This is a genomic window from Psychrosphaera ytuae, from assembly GCF_017638545.1.
GTDB classification, from domain to species: Bacteria; Pseudomonadota; Gammaproteobacteria; order Enterobacterales; family Alteromonadaceae; genus Psychrosphaera; species Psychrosphaera ytuae.
On sequence record NZ_CP072110.1, the window covers coordinates 2,650,230 to 2,667,328 of the forward strand.

12 protein-coding genes are annotated in these 17,099 nt (G+C 42.7%); 8 read left to right on the forward strand and 4 right to left on the reverse strand.

Annotated elements, in window-relative coordinates; all coding sequences use genetic code 11:
- Positions 1–52: 52 nt before the first annotated feature.
- Complete coding sequence (gene pckA, locus J1N51_RS11790) at positions 53–1,663, forward strand: phosphoenolpyruvate carboxykinase (ATP) (RefSeq protein WP_208831464.1); 1,611 nt, start codon at positions 53–55, stop codon at positions 1,661–1,663.
- Positions 1,664–1,787: 124 nt separating this feature from the next.
- Here pckA and J1N51_RS11795 read toward each other — a convergent pair whose 3' ends face one another.
- Both J1N51_RS11795 and J1N51_RS11800 read right to left on the reverse strand, forming a co-directional pair.
- Positions 1,788–3,089, reverse strand: a complete 1,302-nt coding sequence (locus J1N51_RS11795; protein WP_208831465.1) for an inosine/guanosine kinase — start codon at positions 3,087–3,089, stop codon at positions 1,788–1,790.
- Positions 3,090–3,179: 90 nt separating this feature from the next.
- Positions 3,180–3,443 carry a GrxA family glutaredoxin gene (locus tag J1N51_RS11800; protein WP_208831466.1) on the reverse strand — a complete coding sequence of 88 codons (264 nt, stop codon included), beginning with the start codon at positions 3,441–3,443 and terminating at the stop codon, positions 3,180–3,182.
- A gap of 244 nt (positions 3,444–3,687) precedes the next feature.
- On the opposite strand from J1N51_RS11800, the gene amrB reads away from it, so the two are divergent.
- The 3 genes from amrB (at position 3,688) to cspE (ending at position 5,087) form a co-directional block, all read left to right on the forward strand.
- Positions 3,688–4,416 carry an AmmeMemoRadiSam system protein B gene (amrB, locus tag J1N51_RS11805; RefSeq protein ID WP_208831467.1) on the forward strand — a complete coding sequence of 243 codons (729 nt, stop codon included), beginning with the start codon at positions 3,688–3,690 and terminating at the stop codon, positions 4,414–4,416.
- Between the two features lie 34 nt (positions 4,417–4,450).
- Positions 4,451–4,636 carry a DUF1289 domain-containing protein gene (locus tag J1N51_RS11810; RefSeq protein WP_208831468.1) on the forward strand — a complete coding sequence of 62 codons (186 nt, stop codon included), beginning with the start codon at positions 4,451–4,453 and terminating at the stop codon, positions 4,634–4,636.
- A gap of 241 nt (positions 4,637–4,877) precedes the next feature.
- Positions 4,878–5,087 carry a transcription antiterminator/RNA stability regulator CspE gene (cspE, locus tag J1N51_RS11815; protein ID WP_155695803.1) on the forward strand — a complete coding sequence of 70 codons (210 nt, stop codon included), beginning with the start codon at positions 4,878–4,880 and terminating at the stop codon, positions 5,085–5,087.
- Between the two features lie 94 nt (positions 5,088–5,181).
- Here the strand turns inward: cspE and queG are convergent, their stop codons facing one another.
- On the reverse strand, positions 5,182–6,327 hold the full coding sequence (queG, locus tag J1N51_RS11820) for a tRNA epoxyqueuosine(34) reductase QueG (protein ID WP_208831469.1): 1,146 nt from the start codon (positions 6,325–6,327) through the stop codon (positions 5,182–5,184).
- 12 nt (positions 6,328–6,339) lie between these two features.
- On the opposite strand from queG, the gene J1N51_RS11825 reads away from it, so the two are divergent.
- The 4 genes from J1N51_RS11825 to tldD all read left to right on the forward strand — a co-directional run bounded on the left by J1N51_RS11825 (position 6,340) and on the right by tldD (position 14,547).
- Positions 6,340–7,941, forward strand: coding sequence for an NAD(P)H-hydrate dehydratase (locus J1N51_RS11825; RefSeq protein ID WP_208831470.1), 1,602 nt, complete (start codon positions 6,340–6,342; stop codon positions 7,939–7,941).
- Between the two features lie 104 nt (positions 7,942–8,045).
- A complete protein-coding gene (locus J1N51_RS11830; protein ID WP_208831471.1) occupies positions 8,046–12,197 on the forward strand; it encodes a YhdP family protein in 4,152 nt (1,383 codons plus the stop codon).
- Between the two features lie 30 nt (positions 12,198–12,227).
- Positions 12,228–13,085 carry a carbon-nitrogen hydrolase family protein gene (locus tag J1N51_RS11835; RefSeq protein ID WP_208831472.1) on the forward strand — a complete coding sequence of 286 codons (858 nt, stop codon included), beginning with the start codon at positions 12,228–12,230 and terminating at the stop codon, positions 13,083–13,085.
- 22 nt (positions 13,086–13,107) lie between these two features.
- Complete coding sequence (gene tldD, locus J1N51_RS11840) at positions 13,108–14,547, forward strand: metalloprotease TldD (protein ID WP_208831473.1); 1,440 nt, start codon at positions 13,108–13,110, stop codon at positions 14,545–14,547.
- Between the two features lie 77 nt (positions 14,548–14,624).
- Here the strand turns inward: tldD and J1N51_RS11845 are convergent, their stop codons facing one another.
- Positions 14,625–17,099, reverse strand: coding sequence for an Ig-like domain-containing protein (locus J1N51_RS11845; RefSeq protein ID WP_208831474.1), 2,475 nt, complete (start codon positions 17,097–17,099; stop codon positions 14,625–14,627).

A 17,099-nucleotide genomic window follows, 5' to 3' on the forward strand; every position in this document is an offset into this window, starting at 1 on the left:
CTGTTTTTAATTAATGCGTAAATACGCGAACAAATCATTTGGTGAAGTACACATGACAACAACTATCGACTTATCTCGCTACGGCATTTTAGAGCCGACCGAAATCTTACATAACCCGTCTTACGAGGTTTTGTTTGCAGAAGAAACAAAACCTGATCTTGAGGGTTATGAAAAAGGCACTGTTACGGAACTAGGTGCCGTAAGTGTAAACACCGGTATTTTTACTGGCCGCTCGCCAAAAGATAAGTACATTGTTCTTGACGATGTAACTAAAGATACAGTTTGGTGGAACAACGAAGCAGCACCAAATGACAACAAACCATTATCACCAGAAGTCTGGCAAGACCTCAAAGGCCTAGTTTCTCGTCAGTTATCTGGCAAGCGCTTGTTTGTTGTTGATACATTTTGTGGTGCCAATGAAAAAGTACGTCTTAAAGTTCGTTTTATTACTGAAGTTGCTTGGCAAGCGCATTTCGTTAAAAACATGTTCATTCGCCCAACTGAAGAAGAACTAGCAAATTACGGCGAGCCAGACTTTGTGGTAATGAACGGTTCTAAAACGTCAAACCCAGATTTCGAAAAACACGGTATGAACTCAGAAGTATTTACCGTGTTCAACATGACTGAAAAAATGCAGATCATTGGCGGTACTTGGTACGGCGGTGAGATGAAAAAAGGCATGTTCGCAATGATGAACTACTACCTACCTTTGCAAGGCATGGCATCAATGCACTGCTCTGCAAACGTGGGTAAAGATGGCGATGTAGCTATTTTCTTTGGTTTATCTGGCACAGGTAAAACAACGCTTTCTACTGATCCTAAGCGTGAATTAATCGGTGACGATGAACACGGCTGGGATGATGACGGTATCTTCAACTTTGAAGGTGGTTGTTACGCTAAAACAATCGACTTGGATAAAGAAAGCGAGCCAGACATTTACAATGCTATTCGCCGTGATGCGTTATTAGAAAACGTAGCGGTTGATGACCAAGGTAAAATTGACTTCACAGATGGTTCTTTAACTCAGAACACTCGTGTTTCTTACCCGCTATATCACATTGATAATATTGTTAAGCCAGTTTCAAAAGCAGGCCATGCACAAAAAGTTATTTTCTTAACAGCAGATGCATTTGGCGTGTTACCGCCAGTCTCTAAATTGACTGACGCGCAAACCAAGTATCACTTCTTGTCTGGTTTTACCGCAAAATTAGCTGGTACTGAGCGCGGTATTACTGAGCCTCAACCAACATTCTCTGCATGTTTTGGTAAAGCATTCTTGACCTTACACCCATTACAATATGCTGATGTACTTGTTAAGCGTATGAATGCGGCAGGTGCAGAAGCTTATTTAGTTAACACAGGCTGGAATGGTTCGGGCAAGCGTATTTCGATTAAAGACACGCGTGCAATCATTGACCGTATCTTGGATGGTTCTATTGAAAATGCACCAACTAAGATTGTGCCTATCTTCAACTTAGAAGTACCGACAGAGTTAGAAGGTGTTGATCCTGCTATCTTAGACCCTCGTGATACTTACCAAGATGAAACTCAATGGAACGACAAAGCGACTGACCTTGCACAACGTTTTATCAAGTACTTTGAGCAGTACACCGACTTAGAAGACGGTGCAGAGCTAGTAGCTGCTGGACCACAGCTTTCGTAAGATTGATTACAAAAGTTTAAAATTCTAAAAATAAAAAAGCGAACCATTTGGTTCGCTTTTTTATTTGAGAAGACAGGATGCCGGAAAGCGTTCTATCTCTGCTCAATACTTTGCTTATGTACGACTAGTGCCAGTATGCACTTTCTAAGCTGTCTTCGCGATCAGGCAATCCCTTAGATAAACGAGGAGAACTCTGAGACAAAACTTCAAAGCTCACTCGGTTAGCGTACTTACAGATTTGCGCTAGGGAAGAATACGACATTGCTGGAATACCGTGTTTACTTGACTCTGGTACGTTTAACTTATGGAAAACGTTGGCTGTAATGTCATGTAGTACGGCTGCTAACGCACCGTCACCAGCACCGTTGGTGTTTTTAATCTCATCGGGACCGCCCATGTATGGAGCAATATGCGAAAAGATTTTAAGTGGTTCACGGCAATTTTCTTTTAAGATTGGACGTGAAAACTCGTATTGGTTGAACTCAGGGATACTACCTGGCAGAAGCGGGTATTGGGTTTTACGCTTGTGCTCTTCGTCTGTGTAACCTGCCATGTATAGACCTTGTGGGCCAGCAGTACAAAGTACCAGATCTGCAAGTTCAAGCGCTTGCTCTGCAGCTAACAAAGGGTCGCTGGTGCCTAACAAGGCCTCTGCTTCTTCTTCGTTCATTGCAAGAACTTGCACGTGATCACGAATAAAGTCACGCCACCATTGTGGCTTTTCTTCGATCATGAATCGCGTACCTAAGGTCAAAACCACCGGAACCTGATGTTTGTTTGCGTATTCAATGGCTTGCATTGCAGCTTTGTCTAGCGTGTCTTCACCTGAACAGCGAGTAAAGTAAGCACTTACAACAAACGCAGATGCGTTTTTAATCAGGTCTTCATCGATGAAGTCTGGTGTTAAGCGGTTCATCACACCTGAATCGATCGCAAAAGTACGTTCGCCATCTTCGGTGATCAGGGTAAACGCTCGACCAATAGGACCGTCAACAGGTTGTAAATGTTGTAGGTCTACTTTAGACGATGTGTTACACAGATAGCGGTACGCGTAGTTACCGACTTTGATGTTTTCACTCATTACTCCGTATAGAACAGAACGGTCGTCTGCCAATACTGAATAATTGTGCATGGTGTTACCAATGGTACCACCGGCGTGCTGATCGATGATCAGACCCTGCTCTGAGATAACGTCGTACAGCTTTTCTGCTAATTCACTCGTGACTAATTGAGAAAGACCAATTTTTAGATCGAACTCTTCGAGCAACTCACGGGATACGTGGGCTTCGATATCTACGATCGTTTGGTCCATACCAACCACGTATGGATGCTTTAGCTTACCGTCAACCTTTATCTTGTTGGTTACAGGGTCTTTCTTTTCGACTGGAAAATAATGTCGATGTTTGCGTCTACCAGGAAATCTCATAACTCTTGGGTACGAAAAAAAATTTGGCGCGCATTGTATGACATTTTGGCGTCATTATTAACCAATACTTTATTCTATTTAGGAATAGTCCTACTGATATAAGCCCAAATTTGCTTTTGCGTAAGCTTCAAACTCAGTAAAACCACCAATATGTTCCTGATCTATAAAGATTTGTGGAACAGTTTCGACTGGCTTGCCAGCAGACTTCTCTAAGTCAGCTTTTGAAATGCCTTCTGCTTGGATATCAACATAGCGATATTTGAAGTCGTCACGAGACTCAGTTAGCTGATCCGCTACTTCTTTCGCACGAACACAATAAGGACAACCAGGGCGACCAAAAATAACTGTAAACATATTTATCTCCAAAATTTAATTGGTTATAGATTACCAAGAACAGCAAATAGGTAAATTTAATAAAAGCGATGACTACAATAGAATTAATTGATACTAGCAGTTTAGCTTTTATTCTAAACTTTTCTTAAGCGGCAAGTGATTCATATACAGACTTTTTATCTCAAAACCCCTCAGTAGCGTTGTTTTAGAGCGTGCTGGATGGTTTTCCTCTTCTATACTTCTGATTGAAGTAGGAGGAACGAGTATGATCATTAGACCCTCAATTGCCGCAGGTTTTTTGTATCCGATGGATGCTGATGATCTCGTTATTGATGTGACACAACGTTTATTAGCGTTACCAACAGTAGAATCTAAGCCCTTTGGCTTAGTCGTGCCACATGGCAGTTTTGAATCCACCGGAGACGTTAGCGCTGCTGCGTTTCGTCATTTGGCCAAATTAGGTCCTTCCGTTTCTGATGTCATCATTTTGGGGGCGGCTCACGATGGTGTAACAGGTGCCGTACTTCCTATCAGTCAACAATTTAAAACACCTCTTGGCAATGTCGACGTAAATACTCGACACGTTCGAAGTCTATCGCTCTTACCTTTTGTGCATCGAAATGATCGAATACACCTCAAAGCATTGAACATTGAAGTACAACTGCCGTTTTTACAGACCTGTTTGTTGGATTTTGCTATGTTGCCAGTATTAATAGGAGCGATGAATGAGATAGACATGAGAACCTTATTATTAAGCTTACCAATAAAAGAAAACACCTTGTTGATCGTAAGCGTTGACGTAAGTGCTGATATTGATCGCTGTGCTAATCCACAAGAAGCGTTTTTGCTGAACCACATTGAGGCGTTTTTAGCAAAGCAAGACCTTCAATTTGAGTTGGCATTTAATCCCGCTGACCAATCTTCCAAAGTGCATCTTAATGACGGTGCGCAAAAGCAACAGCCAAATACATACAAAAGTTATATCATTCGTTAAAGAAATTTGAGCGCTAAAAGAGATAGTCAAACTAATGAGTGATGAAGCAAAGCGACAGTCGCCTTGTATCCGACAGTGTTGCCTTGACCATAATGATGTCTGTATCGGATGTTACAGAACCATGACAGAGATATTAGCGTGGACCAAAATGAGTTCACAAAAACGGAACGAAGTCCTTATCTTATGTAGGCAGAGGCAAAATGACTGTAATAAAAATTAAATGTTAAATTAACGTTCATTTAATGAGCTTTATTTTTTTATTGTGTTATGATGCTTGTGTCTTTAACGAGACTTTAAAAAAATTGTTAGAAAGCTTGATGAAATTTATACCGCAACACTCAAATTTTAGTCGATTTTGAGAGACGTAATCTTTACATAAGTTACATTGCAATTGTTTAAACTCCGCAAAGATACAGCTGATACATGTGTATCACTTAATTTGAAATTTATTAGAGGTTATTATGTCTAAATCGACTGGTACTGTTAAATGGTTTAACGAAGAAAAAGGTTACGGTTTCCTTACACAAGACAATGGCGGCAAGGACGTATTCGTTCACTTCCGTGCAATCGTTGGTGAAGGTTTCAAGAGCCTTAAAGAAGGTCAAGCTGTTACTTTTGACGTTGAAGAAGGTCAAAAAGGTTTACAAGCTGCAAACGTTGAAGCTAACTAATTTAGCCTGAACGATTTGTAAAAAAAGAGCACTAGGTGCTCTTTTTTTGTGCCTGCAATTCAGGGTTATTATTGTTTTGGTACTGGTTAGCTATTTATGCATCTCTTGGTAATCCCACCTTTACAGCTTTTATCAAACGCTTGAGCTTTCTGTTTTCAACACCGGCTTCCGCGGCTTTTTTGTGTTGTTGGGTAAGAGCCCACTCAATATGTTCGTCGACCATAGGACTAATTTGGCCTAATTTGTCTTGTAAAGCTGACACAACGGCGACACTATAAGGTGCGTTACCTAAACCTACTGCAATATTGCGAGTCCAACACTCGTATCCAATTCGTCGAATTGGTGAGCCTTCTGTTGTTTTTAAAAATTGAGCTTCCGTCCACTCCCACAAGTTCAGAAGGTCTGGATTGTGTAGGGCATCTCTTGGCATAAAATCGGGTTGTTTGGTAATTTCGGCGTGACGGTTCCAGGGGCAAATGAGTTGGCAATCATCACAGCCATAAATACGGTTACCCATAGCTTCACGAAACTCGACGGGAATTGCTTCTTTTAACTCGATGGTTAAATAAGAAATACATCGATTACTGTCTACTGTGTAAGGCGCTGTGATCGCCTGCGTAGGGCAAATCGTCATACACGCAACGCATGAACCACATTGCTCTTCTACTTTTTTATCAGTAGGTAATTGAATGGGCAGAAACAATTCGCCAAGAAAAAACCAACTGCCCGCATCTTGATTGAGAATAAGAGAGTGTTTTCCGGTCCACCCCAAACCTGCTTTTTCAGCAAGCGGGCGTTCTAAAACGGGAGCTGAGTCAACAAATGGGCGGAATACCATATCTTGGTCATCAATCTCTTCGGCAATTTTTTCACCGAGCTTTTTTAATTGGTTTCGTAAGACCTTGTGATAATCACGACCTAATGCATATCTAGAAATATAAGCAGTATCTGGGTTGGATAAGTTAGTTGCAAAACTTGCGTTAGGGGGGAGGTAGTCCATTCGAACAGAGACGACAGAAAGGGTCCCCGGTAATAACTCCGCTGGACGACAGCGCTTAAGGCCATGGCGTGCCATAAATTCCATATTGCCGTGCAACCCTTTTTCTAACCAAGTCAAAAATGGCGCTTCTTGATCAGAAAGGTCAATATCACTAATGCCGACTTGCTGAAAACCAAGCTCTTTGCCCCAGGCCTTGATCTTTTCTGCAAGTTGGTAATAGTTAATAGAAGTATCAGTCATTTAAGGGTTGTTATGTCTAGCCAATGTCGGTCTATATTACCATCTAAACTGTATCGCGCCGAACAGATTAAACAAAATGAAGCAGATTGTGCGCACCGAAATGGTATTGACCTTTATCAACTCATGGAAAAGGCCGGTCATGCCGTTTTTGATTGTGTACTCGCTAGGTTTCCGACCGCTCAACATATTCTTATTATCGCTGGTGGAGGCAATAACGGCGGTGATGCCTATATAGTGGCACGACTCGCCATTCAATCAGGTATGAATGTCACCTTGTTGGCGAAAAATAAAGGCGAAGCCTTAGAAGGCGATGCGAAGGTGGCGATGCATAGCTTTGTTTCGGCCCAAGGCACGGTGCTAGATTTAGACAAACATCTAGACTCCATTCGACAGTTAGATGTCGATGTTATTGTTGATGGTTTGATTGGTATCGGGCTCGAACAAACCTTGAGAGCATCGACTGCAGAGGTTATTGAAGCGATTAATCATAACTCGGCGCCTGTGATCGCTATCGATGTACCTTCGGGGCTCAACGCCAACACTGGTCAGCCCCTGCCTATAGCTGTAATTGCAGATTACACAGTTACCTTTATTGCGTTAAAACCAGGTTTGTTTTCCCTTGATGGTCCCGATCACTGTGGTCAGCTTATTTATTCTGAATTGGGATTAAGAAAAGAGTTTGAAAGTAGCGTATCAACGGATTTGTCCCTCATTCATCGTGACACTATCGTGCCTATCCCCAAGCGCAAACAAAATGTCCACAAAGGCAGTTTTGGCACAGTGTTAGTTATCGGTGGCGCATTAGGTATGGGCGGTGCCGCATTTATGGCAGGAAAGGCGGCTTTGCGCTCTGGGGTCGGCAAAGTGTATGTGATGTGTGAAGCGGGTAACGAAGGGATGATCACTCAGCTTTGCCCTGAATTAATGGTAACGGGACTTGAGATGTTAGAGGTCGACCGATACCTAGCAGAAGTGTTACCAAAGGTCGACAGTGTCGTTGTGGGACCCGGACTAGGTTTGACAAAATGGAGTTTGGCAGTGATTTCGGAGCTGTTAAAACAAGAGACCTGGTACCAAACGCCTTCAGTAATCGATGCTGATGGTATCAATTGCTTAGCGTATAAATTAGATAAACAAGACGGTGCGACTCAAGATGCTTTTGCTCGCCCTGATAAGCCATGGGTGTTTACGCCTCATCCTCTCGAATCGGCGCGCATTTTGGGAGAAACAGTTCAGTCAGTTCAAGCAGACCGGTTAGGTGCCGCACAGCGGATCGTTAATAAAACCAACAGCGCAGTGATACTAAAAGGCAATGGTTCGATCGTCGCCTCCAAAGGCCACTCTGCAATAAATATGTCAGGTAATCCAGCTATGGCAACGGCTGGAATGGGAGATGTTCTTTCAGGTGTAATCGGAGCTAGTTTTTGTGCTTGGCAACTCAACCAAACTTCGTTACAAAAAAAATTAGAAATAGCGACATATTTACATGGTTTAGCGGGAGATTTTACTGCAAAAGAGTCCAAAATCGGTATGATAGCAACAGATGTTATAGAGTCATTACCAGCCGCTATTTGGAACTGCCAAGAGTACAATAACAAAGTACAAGGAAACTAATTGCAGCTTGGTCGGTCAGACTAAATGTGAGAAAGGCATTGCTGAAAAAAATTTTATCGAAAAGCGTTAAGACGCTGTGGGCGGTTTTTGCCACAGTGGTCGTTTTGCTTGCCGTAATTATCAGCCTGCTTAAGGTTTTTTTACCCTATGCTGATAATTACAAAAGAGACATTGAGTCCTATATTTTAGCGGAATTTAATGCTGAGGTTTCGATCGGTAGTATTGGTGCTTCGTGGCAATCTTTTGGTCCTGCCGTTGTATTAAATGACGTCTCCCTTACCGCTTCAGAAGAGGCACCTCTGGATATTAGTATCCAAAAAACCGAAATGAACATCGACTTTTGGCGTTCCATCCAAGAACAACGTCTAGTTACGGGGGCGTTTTTACTAGAGGGAATCGAGACCAAGATAAACAGCGATGTGTTTTTTAAGGTTCGCCCGCAGTCTCAAGGATCTCAGCTTTTTGAAGGCTTGAGTCACTTGTTCTTGTCTCAAGTCCAACAATTTTCAGTTATCGACAGTAAGGTTTTAGTAAAACATCGCGATGGTCAGCTGCAAACCTATCAAATAGATGATTTAGCCTGGGTGAACGATGGCAATCACCACCGTGGCCAGGGTGAAGTGTATATTGATGGCTTCTCTAATAACTCGTTGGCCATCCAAATGGAGCTTTATGGTCAGCGAAGAAGCGAAATCTTTGGCCAAATTTATGTCGAAGCTCAACAAGTTGACATAACTCCTTGGTTAACACAGTTTATTGGCGAACATGTTGCAGTAACCTCAACAGAGGCAAATTTCAGAGTTTGGGGCAACATCAAAGACGGTCTTGTCGATGATTTGCTTGTTGATATCAAAAACACGGGGGTGCGTTGGCAAAAGCAAACGACCGAAAAATTCTTATTTGTTGATGATGCGCAATTAGCTTGGCAGCAGTTAGGCTCGGATTGGCAGTTATTAGCCTCTGACATTAAATTAAAGACCGAATCGACCCAACCTGAACCATTTGATCTAGTTTTAACTAAATCCAAATCAGACATTCAGTTATACACCAACGATGTTGAAGTTAATGCAATGGCTAACTTGTTGTCTCTATTTTCAGTGACAAAAGACAGTACGTTTTTGGCCAATGCCGACATTTCCGGCGATGTTAAACAGTTGTCTATTCAATGGCCTAACCAAGGGAGTATGAGAGCGTTTGTTGATGTTGAGGGCTTTGGCTATTTACCAGAACCGATTGCAGATGAAGCTTACCTTGGAGTTAAGCAAACTCGTTTACAATTAGCGTGGGCGGATAATAAAGGTTGGGTTCAGTTAGTTGGCAAGAAAGGGCAACTACTGACAGAAGATACATTTATTGCGCCATTTTATTATGACGAGTTGGCGGTCAATCTCGCGGTGGACGTCCGAGAACAGGGCGTTTGGGTGTCGCTTGAACAGTTTGTTTTAAACAATGCTGATTTAAATATCGATGCTGAGGCGCAATATAGCTCTGTAGATGACGGGCACTTAAGCTTGTATGCCGAAGTTATCGGGCCGACTCAGGGAAAAATCTTAAACTATTTGCCTCGGCATTTAATTGGTCCTGATACTCATGCGTATTTGACTAAGGCGATTCAAGCCGGGGCAGGTAAACTGACTCGAGTCGTTATTGACGGCCCTGTCGCAACCATTCCATATGAGTCTAGTCCAGGGACATTTTTGGTCGAAGCAGAGCTTGTAGACGGCAAGTTTGAATTTGATGAAGACTGGCCAGCTATAGAAAATATGGATGCGACCTTAACCGTCAACAAACTCATTATGGGAATTGCCGCTCGAAAAGGACAGTTAGGACCTGTCACTATTAATGATGACGTTTATGGAGAGCTTGATTTAGGGGCACCTAACACATTACTCACTTTAGATATCACTCCAAATCAACTAGCGTTTGATGACTTTCATCAACTGATAGATACATCACCGCTTGAAGACATCCTCGGTGAGGTATTTGATTTTGTTAGGTTATCCGGGCAAGGGGCTGCCAATGTGCACCTTATTTTACCTTTAGATGATAACTTAGATGCCAATGGCGTATTACCAGAAACCGTCGCTAGAGGAACGGTTAAAACCGTCAGTGCTGGACTGGAAATGCCGAGATTAGAGCTCAATTTTGAAGATATTGATGCGTTTATAAGTTTTGAAAACGAAGCCTTTACAATTCACAGTGGCAAAGGGACATGGAACAAGCTGCCGGTTAAGATGATGGTCGCAGGTAATCAAGTCACTGATGATTACAATATTTATGGTCAATTAACCGGAATATGGAAATCAACCGATCTTAAAAAGCAGTTACCTGAGACATTAACACCGTATATCACTGGCAAACTCAACAATAACGTTTTGGTTGACGTTACGTTGTCAGATGTTGGCTACCAATATGATGTCGTCGCAGAAACCGACTTAACTCAGGCTGAATACAAAATAACTGGGCCTTTGATAAAAGGAAAAGGCATCCCATCACAACTTTCTGTGACAGTGTCAGGTAATGAACAAATCAATGACATTTATGCAAACCTAGATGACCGGGTATTTTTTGCTGGAGAAGCGCCTAACTCATCAGGCGTCATTAGCCGTGCGCTATTACAAGTCGGGCAAGCTGAAGACCTAAATCAATCCACTTTGTTTACGTCTTTACCTAATGAAGGTTTTGATATTGAAATTGACTTACCGGGTGCAGAATTTACTGAAACCTTGAGCTTCGTATTGGATTTAATAGACACGATCCCGGATGACGAAGTTCAAACTCAAACGCCGCAAACTGAAACATCGACTGAAAATTTAATTGTGAGTGATACAGGAGCGTTGAGTCGTTCAGATATAAATGGTTTTGATGCTGAAGGACAAGATTCAGACATCGATATAGACCCACCGTTTTTAAGCGCGCCAGATCGAGTTGCAGGTAAGTTTGGTTATATTGATATCTTTGGTCAGCGATGGAGTCAGGCAAACCTGACTGCAAGCCCTAAAGCAAATGGCTGGCAATTTTTGTTAAATAGTGACAAGGCAAATGTTGATGTATTTGTTCACGAAGATATCGAAATAAATGGAATCGATATTACCGCTAAACGCCTCGATGTAGTGATAGAAAAAGCGATTGAAAGCTCTGCTGAAAACACTTCTTCGGAACAAATAGCAAGCGAAAACGGTGCTTCAGAGGTAGAGTCTTTAACTGACTCTGCGGGATTAATTCGCAACTTGCCAGATCTTCATGTGTTGTGTGAAAACTGTACCTATAACAAAAAGCCATTGGGCAAAATTAAGTTTGATACTTTCTCTCGTGATGACACTTTATTTATCGAAAGCGCGAGCATGATTTATCAGCGAAATGAAGTCAAACTGACCGGAATATGGGCAGGTGACAAAGGCGCAGGTAAAACCAATCTCAACGGCGAAATTTATTCTCGTTACTTCGGTCAATGGATGCTGGACTGGGAACTCAACACCGGTATAAAGCAAAGTGATTTGCACTCTAAATTTTCATTGAGCTGGGACGGTGCCCCTCATGAATTTACCTTCTCGAGTTTAAACGGGGATACCACATTTGAGCTTGGTGAGGGTTATTTGAGTGAAGTCAGTGACAAGGGCGCGCGTATTTTCTCGCTGTTCAGTTTGAATTCACTTTATCGAAAGCTAAAATTTGACTTTAACGACGTGTTTCAAAAAGGCCTTTTCTATAATGATATTAAAGGCTCGATGCAAATCGAAAACGGCCGAGTTTATTCAGAAGACATCTTTATGGACGGTGTTGCGGGCAATATGAATATGCGTGGTTTTACAGATTTAAACCAAAATACCCTAGATTACGACGTGACCTTTAAGCCTAAGATAACCTCTAGTATCCCAGTGATAGCAGCTTGGTTAGCACCGGGTACAGCAGGGTTATCGTTTTTGGCTGGTATTGCTATAGATAAGATCATAGAAAAAGCCGATGTTGTTTCGGAAGTAAGAATGAAGATCACTGGACAGTTGTCCGAGCCGAATGTACAAGAAGTTAAGCGATTCACTAAGACTATTGATATTCCAGGTGCAAAAGAGGCCAAAGAAAAGGCCGAAAAGCAACGTCAAAAGCAACAGCAAGAAAAACAACAACAAGAAAATCAGCTGAAGCTAAATGAGGAGCGCGAACAAGCGCTAAAACGTCAATTAGAGCAACAACAAAATTCGGCCCCTATTCAACCATCTAGCACTCAGGGCAGTGAGCCAAAAACACCTATAGAGTGACTCGTTTAAAGCCACTCAACGGAGGATTCGATGCACGCATTTGTTTTACAGATGACTTCCACACCAAACGTTGACGAAAACATTGCTTTTGTTAACCAACAGCTTGAGCTAGCTCAAACTGCAGGCCAATTAAAAGTAAATAGCTTGGTCGTGTTGCCAGAATGTTTTGCAAATTTTGGAGGCAGAGATAAAAGCAATTTAGCAATTGCTGAGAATTTGGGAGAAGGCCAAGTTCAATCTAAACTTGCGCGTATCGCTAATCAATATCAGATTTATTTGGTTGCTGGTTCGTTTCCAACGTTACCTAATGAAGGTGAGTGTACAGGAGACAGCCCAGCTAAATTCATGGCTACTTGTCTGGTGTTTAACCCTAATGGTCATCTCATTGCCGATTATCAAAAAATTCATCTTTTTGATGTGGACGTGGATGACAATACTGGGAGTTATCGAGAGTCGGACAGTACGATACCAGGAAAAAACCTAGTCTGTTTTGATACGGAATGGGGGCGGGTTGGCGTCGCGATATGTTATGATTTACGCTTCCCTGGACTTTTTCAAGCATTGCGTGCCAAAGGGGTAGACGCCATTGTATTGCCAAGTGCCTTTACTGAAAAAACGGGCGCCGCTCACTGGCAATCACTATTGTCGGCGCGGGCCATTGAAAACCAAATTTATATGATTGCGAGTAACCAAAACGGCGTTCATCAAAATGGCCGGGAGACCTTTGGTCACAGTATGGTGATTTCGCCTTGGGGTGAAGTCGTAACCAATGCTAAAAGAGAAAACGGTCTGTTTGGCACGTTTTTAGATAAAGCGCGTATAAAAGAAATACGACAAAATATGCCAGTAAGTAATCACAACCAATTTACGTTTGTGCAAAAAGCATAAACCGCAGTGGATAGGAAAGATTTTGAATCAAGTAGAACAAACGATATTAGACGCCAATGACTTAACCCAACAAGACGTTTTTGACGGTCTTGGGATCTTACTTGAGCATAAATTGGATTATGCCGATCTCTACTTCCAAGGAAGTTTTCATGAGTCTTGGGTGATGGAAGATGGCATCATCAAAGACGGTAGTTACAATATCGAACAAGGTGTTGGGGTTAGAGCCGTTAACGGTGAAAAAACCGGATTGAGTTATTCTGACTCGGTCAATATGAATGCCATTGTTGAAGCAGCAAAAACGGCTCGCAGTATTGCGGATGCCGGCGTTCACGGCAAACAGCAGGCTTTTACTAAAGCTCAGTCTAGAAGCATTTACATGCCAGCTCAGCCACTTGAGAGTATGACCAACCAAGAAAAGGTTGAGTTGTTAAAAAGCGTTGACGCATACATTAGAGCGACAGAGCCTAATGCAAAGAACATTGTGGTCAGTATGAGTGGTGTATATGAAGAGATCTTGGTCGCTGCCAGTGATGGCACATGGGCAACAGATATTCGCCCGTTAATCCGCCTCAATTGTTCTATCGTGCTTGAAAAAGACGGTCGTCGTGAGCGCGGTGGAGCAGGCGCTGGAGCGAGAACCAACTATCAACACTTCATGGAACTTGTCGATGGCAAGCTGAGATATCAAAGCGTCGCAGACGAAGCGATTCACATGGCCAAGGTCAACTTAGAAGCGGTCGACGCACCGGCCGGTACCATGCCAGTCGTACTAGGTAACGGTTGGCCGGGGGTGTTATTACACGAGGCTGTAGGACACGGCCTTGAAGGTGATTTTAATCGTAAAGGCAGTAGTAATTACAGTGGTAAGATTGGCCAACAAGTCGCATCAGAATTATGCACAATTGTTGATGATGGCACATTAAGTGGCCTTCGTGGGTCATTAAACGTGGACGATGAAGGTGTGCCAAGTCAATACAATGTATTGATCGAAAATGGCGTATTGAAGTCGTACATGCAAGACAAAATGAACGCGCGCCTAATGGGCGTTGAACCAACGGGCAACGGTCGTCGTGAGTCGTTTGCTCATATGCCTATGCCTCGTATGACCAACACGTACATGTTACCAGGTCAAAGTACACCTGAAGAAATCATCGAAAGCGTTGATTATGGTATTTACGCGAACAATTTTGCTGGTGGCCAAGTAGATATCACTTCCGGAAAATTTGTATTTTCAGCGTCTGAAGCGTACTTGATTGAAAAGGGCAAGATCACCAAACCGGTTAAGGGTGCAACGTTAATTGGCAATGGTCCAGATGCGATGGGCCAAGTGTCAATGGTGGGTAATGACTTAGCGATAGATCGCGGCATCGGCGTATGTGGTAAAGACGGGCAGAGTGTCCCAGTCGGTGTTGGCCAACCAACGTTAAAACTAGACGCGATGACAGTAGGTGGAACTCAATAAGCCTAAACTTAGCCACGTCAATAGACATAAAAAAACGCCCAGTAGGGCGTTTTTTTATGTATGTGATTTAGCAGTCGTTACAGTAAGTTAACGACTATACTGCCACCTGTTGAAATATTTCTAGGTGTTGTTGCAGAAAACTCTAAACCACCAATAACAGGATCATCGTCTGCACCTAAGGTGTTGATAATCGTAAAGCTAAAAGACGACGTTCCTGGTATTGCAGGGTCGCTTGAGCCAGTTGAGTTAGGGATTAAGAAACTTCCGCCTCCAACTAATTCACCAACGCTAGAGCTAATGTCAATTGAAGTTTCTTTAGGTAATATTTGGAATTCAGTGTCAGACATTTCTAACCTGAAGCTACGTCCTGTACCACGCAGAATATCAATCGTGCCACCGATGGCAGTGTTGTCATAGTTACTTAAAATTACGTCTCCAGTTGCTGTATCAACTAAGCGATAAAGTGCCGAAGAGCTTGAAGTGATCAACAGGGCTGCTTTGCGTATCGTGATAAATTTAGACGTCGCACAATTTGCACCAGAGCACTGAGGGCCGTTAAACAATCCATTCTCAGAGTCACGAGTCTGGTTATTATTACTATCTATAAACACTTCACCTGAATCGTAAAGATCATTTTCGTTATCATCACGCCACGCCTCTGGCATATCGATAAAACCGCCATTGAATGCACTAATACGACCAAAACCACTCAAAATTTCATTGATGTTTGTCGTTGAGCTGTTTACTGAGCCACCGTCACTGTCGTCGTAAATGTTGTTACCATTGACATCAACAAAGTACTCGTGACCTTCTGCGGTTGCTAAGATGGTTACTCGGTGATCGTCTGCGAACGGTTGTTGGCTAGTCCATGTTACCGCACAGTTACCATTTGTTGTCGTACAAGATGGTTCGATAGCACCGCCTTCAGTAGTGAAGTTTACGGTTGTACCGTCCGGAACTGGGTTGTTAAAGCTATCGGCCAAGTAAGCGGTTACTTGTACTGTAGTACCTACATGACTTCTTGCTTCTGGGTTTAGGGTATCTAAAGATAAGGTAATTGAATTTTGATCTGGTAATCCAGTATTAACAGACAGTAAATCAGACTGAGTTGATACTGTTGTTGTATCCACTGTAATCGTAGCGCGAACGCGCACAGCTGTCGGTACGGTACCTGCGATAACTTTTGCACTAACTAAGCCTTCAGAATTAGTAGTCCCTACAAATGACGCAAGTGTTAAACCACCGGCATCGGTATTTAAGCTAAAGTTAACTTGCTGCTGAGGGCTTGGGTTACCCAGCTCACCTTTTACCAAAAAGGTGACAGTTGAGGTTTCTTGTTTACCTTGCCCGCCTGTACCTTTTAACACAATTGACTCAGGACTAGCTGAAACAAATTCTATTGAGCCCAGAGCTTCTGATTGTAAAGTTAAATCACGGGTTGCGGTTAAATCGGCCGAATTGACAACAACGGTTGCAACGATAGTGTCAGTATTTCCATTTGGACCAGCACAATTGATGTCTTGATACGTTGCAAAAGCTTCACCGTTACTAGTGATAACCGAACTATCAACGACTGCCTTATTTGCCAAAGCACATGAAGAATTAAAGTTAACTGTCGTTGGTGAAGTGATGCGATTTAAGTCTTGATCTACCAACACCACACTCAAACCCGCAGTCGCACCGGCACTAATAGTGTCTACATCAACACCGATTTCACCATCAACAAAGTTACCGTCGGCATCAAAGTGACCAATGAGCACTGCAGTTGACTCGTCCAAGGCATCTGCTGCTACAACTTCATATGGGGTGGTTTGTGCGTAGTTGATATCATTGACTGAAACAGAGGCAGTAGCAATAGCAGCACCAAGATTGTTTTCGTCACCTGTTAAGCTAACTTCAGCGATGCCATTAGAATTCGTCAAGGCTGTGTTAGCACTTAAAATTCCAATCTCCGCACTGAAGGTAACAATTTTATCAACGATAGGGTCACCATTGGCATCAAGTAATTGCGCGCCTAATTGACCTGACTCGCCGGCTTTGATGCGGTTGGTAGCGATACCGTCTTTTTTCAAAGTAATAGTGAGTTGCGGTGACTCGACATCGACAACAGCGGTTGCTAGTACTTCAAATTCTATTGCGGCTGTCAGTGTTTCGCCTTGATAAGTTGTGGTTGCGCTTATAGCGACTACACCAGCTGCAACGTCCGTAGAGTCGAATGTAATGCTCGCAGTACCGTTAGACGAGGTTAATTTTGAACTCGCCGAAAGTGCTCCTGTTGGTGCACTAAAACCAACATTTTGATTGGCTAAAGGAGTTCCAGCTACGTCTGAAATAATAACCGACACGGTAAGTTGATTGCCGACCGTGATACTATTTGTTTCATTGCCGTTGGCGTCAGCAATAGAGATATCGATTTGCGCCTTGTCACCGACGACAGTACCTGTGTCTTCGTCTGTGTGACCATTACACCCTGCCAGTAGCAAGCTACTTAACAAGACGAATGCGGTCCATGATTTTACAAACAGTGTATTTATTCTAGTTATATATTTCAC

Bases quoted from the DNA above. Each gene is read 5' to 3' on its own strand.
- pckA (WP_208831464.1), top strand. From the start codon at position 53: ATGACAACAACTATCGACTTATCTCGCTACGGCATTTTAGAGCCGACC.
- J1N51_RS11795 (WP_208831465.1), bottom strand. From the start codon at position 3,089: ATGAGATTTCCTGGTAGACGCAAACATCGACATTATTTTCCAGTCGAA.
- J1N51_RS11800 (WP_208831466.1), bottom strand. From the start codon at position 3,443: ATGTTTACAGTTATTTTTGGTCGCCCTGGTTGTCCTTATTGTGTTCGT.
- amrB (WP_208831467.1), top strand. From the start codon at position 3,688: ATGATCATTAGACCCTCAATTGCCGCAGGTTTTTTGTATCCGATGGAT.
- J1N51_RS11810 (WP_208831468.1), top strand. From the start codon at position 4,451: ATGAGTGATGAAGCAAAGCGACAGTCGCCTTGTATCCGACAGTGTTGC.
- cspE (WP_155695803.1), top strand. From the start codon at position 4,878: ATGTCTAAATCGACTGGTACTGTTAAATGGTTTAACGAAGAAAAAGGT.
- queG (WP_208831469.1), bottom strand. From the start codon at position 6,327: ATGACTGATACTTCTATTAACTATTACCAACTTGCAGAAAAGATCAAG.
- J1N51_RS11825 (WP_208831470.1), top strand. From the start codon at position 6,340: ATGTCTAGCCAATGTCGGTCTATATTACCATCTAAACTGTATCGCGCC.
- J1N51_RS11835 (WP_208831472.1), top strand. From the start codon at position 12,228: ATGCACGCATTTGTTTTACAGATGACTTCCACACCAAACGTTGACGAA.